Source organism: Leptolyngbya sp. AN10, assembly GCF_050565645.1.
Taxonomy (GTDB): Bacteria; Cyanobacteriota; Cyanobacteriia; order Leptolyngbyales; family Leptolyngbyaceae; genus Leptolyngbya.
Window position 1 is genome coordinate 308,549 of record NZ_JBNXVP010000007.1, and the last position, 8,226, is coordinate 316,774.

Sequence of the window (8,226 nt, forward strand, 5' to 3'; positions counted from 1 at the left end):
ATGCAAAAATTAGTAAGTTCGTCCTTTCCATGCGCCACCTTGACCGCGCCAATGTTTGATTGCAGAATCGATCGTCATCAACAGATAGAGAAATGCGATCGCGGGTAAACAAAACGCATACCAAAACGAACAGCGGTAAAATTGTACGATCGGAAAGTATGACAACGACATTAATAGATAAGTTAATACACTAATCAAACTACCAGTTAATATTCCAAGTACAGGAAATAGATAAACGATAAACATTCCAAATACTGCACCGATTAACAGCAACGGAGAATAATTTAGCTGAGTATAAGCAGTACGAGAAACCATGTTCCAAATCGTATCGAGTGAATCATAAGGACGTAAGCTAATCGTTGTTTGAGTTAATCCCAACCAAATCCGATGCGATCCAGTTGATTTAATCGCATCTGCTAACGCACAATCATCGATTAACGCCTGTCGAATTGCTGCAACTCCTCCAATTCGAGTTAAGGCTTCTCTGCGAATTAAACTACATCCTCCTGCGGCTGCCGCTAACGATCGATTCGGATTATTCGCCCATCGAAACGGATAAAGCTTTGCGAAAAAGAACACAAACGCTGGAATCAGCAACTTCTCCCAAAAGCTAACGCAGCGGAGTCTGACCATGAGCGAGACTAATTCTCGATCGTCGTCGATCGCATGACTTACTAAATCCCGCACATTGTCCAAACCATGTTCAATATCGGCATCGGTTAGCAAAAAATAATCTGGCTCTAGTTCCATTCCTTTCTGAATGCCTTGCTCTAACGCCCAGAGTTTCCCCGTCCAACCTGAGGGCAACGGTTGAGCCGAGAGAATTTCTAATTGCTCAGATTTTCCTAAACTTGCCGCTGTTTCTCGTGCCACTTCTGCGGTTCCATCGGTGCTGTGATCATCGACCAGAATGACTTTGAGCGAACCGGAATACGATTGGGTCAACAGCGATCGTAAAGTAATCGGCAGCAAATCCGCCTCATTTCGCGCTGGAATCACCACACACACTGAAGCACTTTGGGAACCTCCTTCGGGCAGACGTTGATCCATTTGCCAAAACTGTCCTCGGAACAATAACAAATAGACCCAAATCAATAAACTTACGATCGAGAACCCAAGAATGATTTCACTCATGTCACAATCACCTTAAAGTCAAATAGAAACTCAATCATAAGTCCTAGAAAATAGCAGCAAAGCTGTAAATCAATTTGGCTTTGGGTGTGAGGAGAATTGGAATGCAGGAACAATCACTAGAAAACGCAATTTCAGCTAGTCAACAGCATCTTTTATCGCTCCAAAAGCCGGAGGGCTATTGGTGGGCGGAACTTGAATCGAATGTGACGATTACGGCTGAAATGATTTTGCTCCACAAGATTTGGGGAACCGATCGAGAGCGCCCGTTACACAAAGCCGAAAACTATCTACGCTCAGAGCAACGGGATCACGGCGGCTGGGAATTGTACTACAACGATGGCGGCGACCTCAGCACGACAGTCGAAGCTTACATGGCACTGAGATTGCTCGGTGTTTCATCGGCTGATCCCGCATTAGTTCGAGCAAAAGAATTTATCTTGGCACGAGGGGGAATTACTAAAACTCGTATCTTTACGAAGTTCCATTTAGCTCTGATTGGTTGTTTCGATTGGCGTGGCATTCCGTCGCTTCCCCCGTGGATTATGTTTCTGCCCTCGCTGAAAGTTGAGATTCCGAATCCATTTAGCTCAGAGCCATTGTTTTCGGGTCATACCTTCAGCATTTACGAAATGTCGAGTTGGGCGCGAGGCAGTACCGTTCCATTGTTGATTGCATTCGATCGTAAACCCGTTTTCATTACCGATTCTGCCATTACGCTCGATGAACTCTATGTCGAAGGCGTTCACAATGCTGTATACGAATTGCCGAGAAAATCGGATTGGACGGACTTATTTTTAGATCTCGATCGAGCTTTCAAATTCACCGAGGATCTCAACTTAGTTCCATTCCGCGAAGAAGGCATCAAAGCCGCTGAAAAATGGATTCTCGAACGCCAAGAAGCAACCGGAGATTGGGGCGGAATTATTCCAGCCATGATCAATTCACTGATTGCATTACGCTGTTTGGGATACGACGCGAATGATCCGTATGTGGCACGAGGACTAAGAGCGATCGACAATTTCGCCATTGAGGAAGACAACAGCTATCGAATCCAGCCCTGTATCTCTCCGGTTTGGGATACAGGATTGGTTATACGATCGCTGATCGAATCCGGTGTATCTCCCTCTGATCCAACGTTAGTAAAAGCGGGAGAATGGCTACTCGAAAAACAGATTCTCAGCTACGGAGATTGGGCAGTTAAGAACACCGAAGGAAAACCCGGCGCGTGGGCATTTGAGTTCGAGAATCGTTTTTATCCCGATGTTGATGATTCTGCGGTCATAGTGATGGCGCTTGACTTGTTGAGAATGCCAAATGAAGCAGAGAAACAACAAGCGATCGTTCGCTGTGTAAATTGGATTAGCACCATGCAATGTAAGCCTGGAGGCTGGGCAGCATTCGATCTCGATAACGATCAAGACTGGCTGAATGCAATGCCTTATGGTGATTTGAGAGCGATGATTGATCCCAATACCGCTGATGTCACCGCACGAGTTTTAGAAATGTTGGGACAGCTTCAGAGCGGAGATCCCAAAAGAGGTGCAGCTTTAACTCCAGAACGACTCGATCGAGCGTTGTCTTATCTCGTTCGTGAACAAGAAGCAGACGGTTCATGGTTCGGGCGCTGGGGCGTAAATTACATCTACGGAACCAGCGGCGTTTTAGCAGCATTATCAAAAGTCGCTCCTAACACACATCGACGCAGCATTGAGCGAGGTGCAAACTGGTTAGCTCAAGTGCAAAATCCTGATGGTGGTTGGGGTGAAACTTGCGAAAGTTATAAAGACCCAACCCTCAAAGGAAAAGGCGAGAGTACTGCGTCTCAAACTGCTTGGGCAATCATTGGATTGTTAGCAGCAGGAGACGGGATTGGGAGTTATGAATGGGAAGCGATCGACAAAGGAATCGCCTATCTGATTCAAACTCAAAAAGATGGTGCTTGGAATGAAAACTTTTTCACTGGCACAGGTTTCCCAGGACATTTCTATCTGAAATATCATCTCTATCAGCAGCATTTCTCACTGACTGCTTTAGGACGCTATCAAACCAGCTTGAAACAGCGCATAGCGTTAAAAGTGCCGTTGAATTTGAAAGTTAAGGAAACCGTTGATCTCTTACAAGAATCGTAAGTAGAGCGATCGGCATCTTTGAGCGCATAAATTTGCCGCTGCAAGGACGAAATATGCCGCACACTAACGACCCCGTTCACCCGCCGCCAGTAACCTTTGCATCACAACAGATCAAACTCACGGCGGTCGGTGAGCAACGGGCTTTATGGGTAGACTGATTGCGTTTCCCGCAATAGCACTCGCCCGATCCATGCTGACCACACTATACCTAACAACAACACGATTATTCCTAGCGGCGGGACTAAACTGAGCGTCCCAATCCCTAAACCGAGATAACACAGGCGTTTCGGTAATCCCTGGTTCTTGAGTGCTGTCCAACTCATCAATAAGTACCATAACCCATCGCAGATCATGACAGCTATTGCCAGAATTCCGATCATGTGGCTGAGTTGCTCACCCATCCTCCCTGCCCCTTCAGCAAGAACCGTCGCATGAGAAATCGCATACAGGCTCAACCCGGCATTAACCGCCAAGCAGAAAATAGAGAAAAATCCAAATCCAGTCGCAATTGAGAGCAAAATTGAACTGTCACGATGTAGATAGTTCGCTAATGCCAAAATTAGCACAGTAGAAATGACTGCTGAAACAAACTTCAAACCATCCTGAATCAGTAACGGTGTAGGATTATGAACGGCTAATTCTGCTAGTTTGCTTGGATCAGACATAGCTGTGAAGCCAATCAGCATACTTGCCACTGCTAATGTTGCGATCGCAACGGCAACATTGATAAATGCAGCAATACCACCGAGCTTTTGCAGATGAGGCATAGTGGTTCCCCCTCTTCTTTGTCTATCAGCAATTATGCGCCATTACCAAGCAGTGAATCGCTTCAGTGCAGATTTAAGCGGTCTAACGATTAATCAGACTGTGCAGGCGGTCTTCGTCTGTCTAGCTGCGAATAGAATTCGCAACAACTTAACTTCCAGACGCAACCAAATCATCTCTAAAACGTCAAAGGGTCTGGCGATCGCCAAACCCTGAAAACTGTAGTCACTTAGTTGTATGTGTAGCTTGAACAAGAAGTAACAAGTAAGGTGGACAGAAATCGCAAACTTTCTCATCGACAATCACTACGCATCCAACCAAATCAGGCTGTAGTTTTCATCTGACCTTTGTTTGTCTCAATGAACCAATAATCTGAAGTGAACGAGACAAATCTCAATCAAATTGAAGTGCGATCTTTAGTGCTGTTTCCTAGACTTTTGCGAGGCGACTAAAGCAGGAGACACAGGCTTTAATCTTGCTTGGAAGAAGGATTTCAACTTCTTTTGTGTCTTGAATCTAAAGTAGCATTCCTGCCCTAGCGTGGCACACTCAATTCACCAATGTTTACAGCCCTTCATCGATCGCAACGATCGCGCTAATCTACCGCAAAATCGCCGCCCAAGTCGCCCCTCCGACGATTCCATCCGCTTCCAATCCAAACTTATTCTGAGCCGCTTTCACCGCCTCCTCCGTTCCCGGTCCAAAAATTCCATCAATTTCACCCTGATAAACACCGATCGCGCTCAATCGATTCTGCAATCCTCGGACTGCTTCACCCCTCGCCCCCCGCCGCAAAATCGGGAATTCTCCACTCGGTGCAGGCTCAGGACGACGTGATTCAACCGGAGTTTGCGGTCTTTGTGGTGGATTCACTGCAACAGGCTCAGAAGTCGGAAACAAGCGATTCCACGTCTCAGAGCCAACAATGCCATCTGCCGTAATTCCAGCCGCCGACTGAAAGCGTGTTACAGCTTGAGCGGTACTTTCTTCAAACACGCCATTGACCGCGCCCGCATAGTACCCTAGAAGCTTCAATGTGCTTTGTAACTCGGTGACATCTGTACCTTGACTGCCGACCCTGAGAATTGATCGAGTTGGAGCTTGCGCGAATCCAGGAATGTTTGTAACCATCACCAGCGCGATTGTCAGAACAATCGATCGTAAAAACTGCATAAACAAACGAGGTTGAAGACGAATCATGAGACGGGATTTTTGGGGTAAGGTTGCCTTCAGATTGAATCAGCTAAAAGCGAGTCAAATCAGCGAAAATTTTACACTAGGTTTCGAGAAATAATCATGCAGTCTGCACTTCTCTATCGATTTCAAGCCGCCATGATGGGCGCGATCGTCGGTGAAACGATCGGAATTCAAGTTTCCGGTCGCATTCCTACCCGCCGCGATTCCTTTGAATTCATGCACTTCTACGCCGAATCATTGATTGATCCCAGTCGCGCCGAGAACCCAAGCGATCCCATTTTCCGAGAACCGCTCACGACTGCCGAATCTGCGATCGCGCTTCTCCCAGTCTTCCTATTCTTCCACGAAGATTTTCCCAAACTCCGCCAAAACATCGAAACCGTTCTCAAACTCTGGCAAAATCCCGCCGTATCCGAACTCGATTTATTAGCGATCGGTTACACCCTTTCCCAAGCCCTTCTCGAATCTCTGACACCTCGCCGTTTCGTCTCTTCAATGTTCGAGGCATTATTAGCTCCACCCGAAGGCATTCCCAAGCTTCAACGCCTTCAACAAGTCGAAACCATGATTCAACAAGGAATCGGACTAGAAGATGCTACACAGCTAATTCTGACGCTAAGTGATGCAACTACTGGAGATGCAGCGATCGCACTTTCCCTCTACTGTTTCCTCAGCACTCCCGGAGACTTCCGTTTATCGATTCAGAGAGCCATTCAAACCCGTTACCAAGTTCCAGGCGTTGCAGCGCTAACTGGAGCGCTTTCAGGGGCGTATAACAGTACGATCGGGCTTCCCGCAGAATGGCGAATGGAAGTGGTACAACAAGCAGAAATTCAACAGTTATCGCGACGATTGTTGGCGAGTTGGTCGGGGATGTATTTGGTTGAAGAGGGGGATTTAGCGATCGCGGCTCCTCAAGTGATGCGTCGAATCTAAAGCCGCTCACCTGTCCAAGCCTGATAAAAATCGGGATAGCTCATATTCTGGGCACAATTCCAAATGATTTGATAAGCAACCTCAGAACGGACTCCCTCGACATCTTCCCACTCAAAACATGCGCCACTTTCAAACTGGTCATCATCTAAATCAGTATGTTTAGGGTCGAGATAGTCCTTGAGTTCCTGAACAACATACGATAAAAGTTCTTTCAATTTCAGATGCTTAAAGCAATCCGTTAACCTTTGGCGATCGCGTCGATCGCTTGTTCTCCGAAAGGTCTGAACAAATTTGAGCAAAGCTGCGATCGCTTGCTCATCATTGATACCAACTCTCCCTAATTCTTGAGCAATACTCCAAAGAGACCAATAATCCGATTCCAGTAATTCGATCAGCGTTGCGATCGCCAACGAATTATCTGGATCAACCACTCCCAAAACTCCAGCCGCAGCATACCGATTACTCTGACTCTGCGATCGTTGAATCAAGCGCGTTAGAGCATTGATTACCGATTCATTTCCGACCTCAACATCGCGAAAAATTGACAAAGCCTCGCAAAGAAAATCATCAGGCTTTGTCTCTAGAAGCTGAATCAATGCGTTAATTGCTAATTGTTTAGTACTATCAATTTCGAGTAAAGAGTAAAGAACTGGAAGACAAGACGTATCGGAAATCGAGGTTTGCACCAGTTGAACTAGAACATCGATCGCACTTTGAGAATTGGGATCATTCCGTGCAAGACTATCAGCGGCTCTCCACAATAGATATTCTGGAAGTCCTCCTAATTCAGATCTACTGAACGTTTCAGGCTCTAGCAACTTCACTTCAGTTTGGGCAGTTTCTAAAATCTCAGTAAGAACCGTCATTGCTTTGGAATTATTTTTGTCAATCCTCAACAATGCTGCTGCAACATGACAGCGTAATAAAGGTTCTTGAGCATCGGAAAGCATCTGAGTAAGTTCAGCGATCGCGGTTAAATCACCGATCGCAATTTTTCCCAGTGCTTCTACTGCCTCCCACCCAAAATAGCGCTCTGACGGGTAGAACTCAGATACATGAAAACCTGTTTGCTGGAGTAACCTCAACAACGACAGAATTGCAGATTGACTACCAGTCCCAATCACACTAAGCAATTCTGCACTTTGATTACACAGAAATATATCGGCATCGAATGGATACTGGGATTGCTGTTCGTCCAATTGATATCCAACATGTTGCTGCCTTCGATGTAGAAATCCAGTGATCGCTTTAATTGCAACCTCATCTCGAATTGCAATATCTCTAAGCGCCCATGTAGCATCCCGAAAAATATGAACTCCAACCTCATCTGAATCCATAATTCCAAGCAAACCAGGAATAATAAGAGGGTTCTGAGGATTAAGAGGGATTAAGCTTTTTATAGCCTTGACACGATCCCGAAGAGATTGGGAATGCCGAATTAATTGTTCTAACGCTGCGATCGCACTCCCATCGCCTGGATTCAATCTTCCTAATTCCTCAGCCGCCCGTCGAAGAACGACTAAGCTATCCGTTGTATGAACAATTTCAGCTAATCGATTTGCCACTCGTTTAATATCTGTTCGACTAAGTGCTTCTCTTGCAGCGATCGTTAAAGCTTGAGGATAGACTTTCCAATCGCCTTTTGAAGTTCGGCAAAAAGAATAACTCCACTTGAGAAGCTGATCGACGATCGCATCAGCTTGTGAGCAATCTGGGAGAAGTGCGATCGCCTCTGCCGCTAGGAAATAGGTTTGATAGCTGAAGAAGTGATTACAGCGATCGTCAAAGTTAGTCAGAGCATCAATAAAAGCTTCCTTCTCCTCCAGCAACACATCATCATCTGAGAACCAGCCTAAAATCGCTTCTCTAGATTCTGGCTGAGAGATGAAGTGAATATGAGAGTAAGGCGACTCAATCAACATCGATTCTTAAAGCAAAAAGCCCTTCTACACAGTACTGTAGAAGGGCTTCCATCTATCGTATAAGTACCCTGGCGGACTGCTATTTTGACGAGAAGCTACCCTCTCACTATCGTCGCCGCAAATGCGTTTCACCACTCAGTTCG

At 46.0% G+C, this 8,226-nt stretch carries 6 protein-coding genes; 2 read left to right on the top strand and 4 right to left on the bottom strand.

Translation table 11 applies throughout. The features are described from left to right. Positions 1-9: 9 nt before the first annotated feature. Positions 10-1,134 carry a glycosyltransferase gene (locus ACQ4M5_RS13100; protein WP_430676065.1) on the bottom strand — a complete coding sequence of 375 codons (1,125 nt, stop codon included), beginning with the start codon at positions 1,132-1,134 and terminating at the stop codon, positions 10-12. Positions 1,135-1,235: 101 nt separating this feature from the next. Between ACQ4M5_RS13100 and shc the strand changes: the two genes are divergently transcribed. Beyond that, positions 1,236-3,263, top strand: coding sequence for a squalene--hopene cyclase (gene shc / locus ACQ4M5_RS13105; protein ID WP_430676066.1), 2,028 nt, complete (start codon positions 1,236-1,238; stop codon positions 3,261-3,263). 143 nt (positions 3,264-3,406) lie between these two features. Here shc and ACQ4M5_RS13110 read toward each other — a convergent pair whose 3' ends face one another. Next, positions 3,407-4,030, bottom strand: a complete 624-nt coding sequence (locus tag ACQ4M5_RS13110; protein WP_430676067.1) for a hypothetical protein — start codon at positions 4,028-4,030, stop codon at positions 3,407-3,409. Between the two features lie 598 nt (positions 4,031-4,628). Then, a complete protein-coding gene (locus tag ACQ4M5_RS13115; RefSeq protein WP_430676068.1) occupies positions 4,629-5,228 on the bottom strand; it encodes a peptidoglycan-binding domain-containing protein in 600 nt (199 codons plus the stop codon). Between the two features lie 96 nt (positions 5,229-5,324). Here ACQ4M5_RS13115 and ACQ4M5_RS13120 point away from each other — a divergent pair, with 96 nt between their 5' ends. Further along, the gene (locus ACQ4M5_RS13120) at positions 5,325-6,161 is read left to right on the top strand and encodes an ADP-ribosylglycohydrolase family protein (RefSeq protein WP_430676069.1); all 837 of its coding nucleotides are present in this window, start codon (positions 5,325-5,327) and stop codon (positions 6,159-6,161) included. Here the strand turns inward: ACQ4M5_RS13120 and ACQ4M5_RS13125 are convergent. Next, positions 6,158-8,083 carry a hypothetical protein gene (locus ACQ4M5_RS13125; protein ID WP_430676070.1) on the bottom strand — a complete coding sequence of 642 codons (1,926 nt, stop codon included), beginning with the start codon at positions 8,081-8,083 and terminating at the stop codon, positions 6,158-6,160. The two genes, ACQ4M5_RS13120 and ACQ4M5_RS13125, sit on opposite strands and share 4 nt — an antisense overlap. Positions 8,084-8,226: the final 143 nt, after the last annotated feature.

Excerpts from the sequence above, each read along its gene's own strand:
- ACQ4M5_RS13100 (WP_430676065.1), bottom strand. The coding sequence starts at position 1,134 with ATGAGTGAAATCATTCTTGGGTTCTCGATCGTAAGTTTATTGATTTGG.
- ACQ4M5_RS13115 (WP_430676068.1), bottom strand. The coding sequence starts at position 5,228 with ATGATTCGTCTTCAACCTCGTTTGTTTATGCAGTTTTTACGATCGATT.
- ACQ4M5_RS13125 (WP_430676070.1), bottom strand. The coding sequence starts at position 8,083 with ATGTTGATTGAGTCGCCTTACTCTCATATTCACTTCATCTCTCAGCCA.
- ACQ4M5_RS13110 (WP_430676067.1), bottom strand. The coding sequence starts at position 4,030 with ATGCCTCATCTGCAAAAGCTCGGTGGTATTGCTGCATTTATCAATGTT.
- ACQ4M5_RS13120 (WP_430676069.1), top strand. The coding sequence starts at position 5,325 with ATGCAGTCTGCACTTCTCTATCGATTTCAAGCCGCCATGATGGGCGCG.
- shc (WP_430676066.1), top strand. The coding sequence starts at position 1,236 with ATGCAGGAACAATCACTAGAAAACGCAATTTCAGCTAGTCAACAGCAT.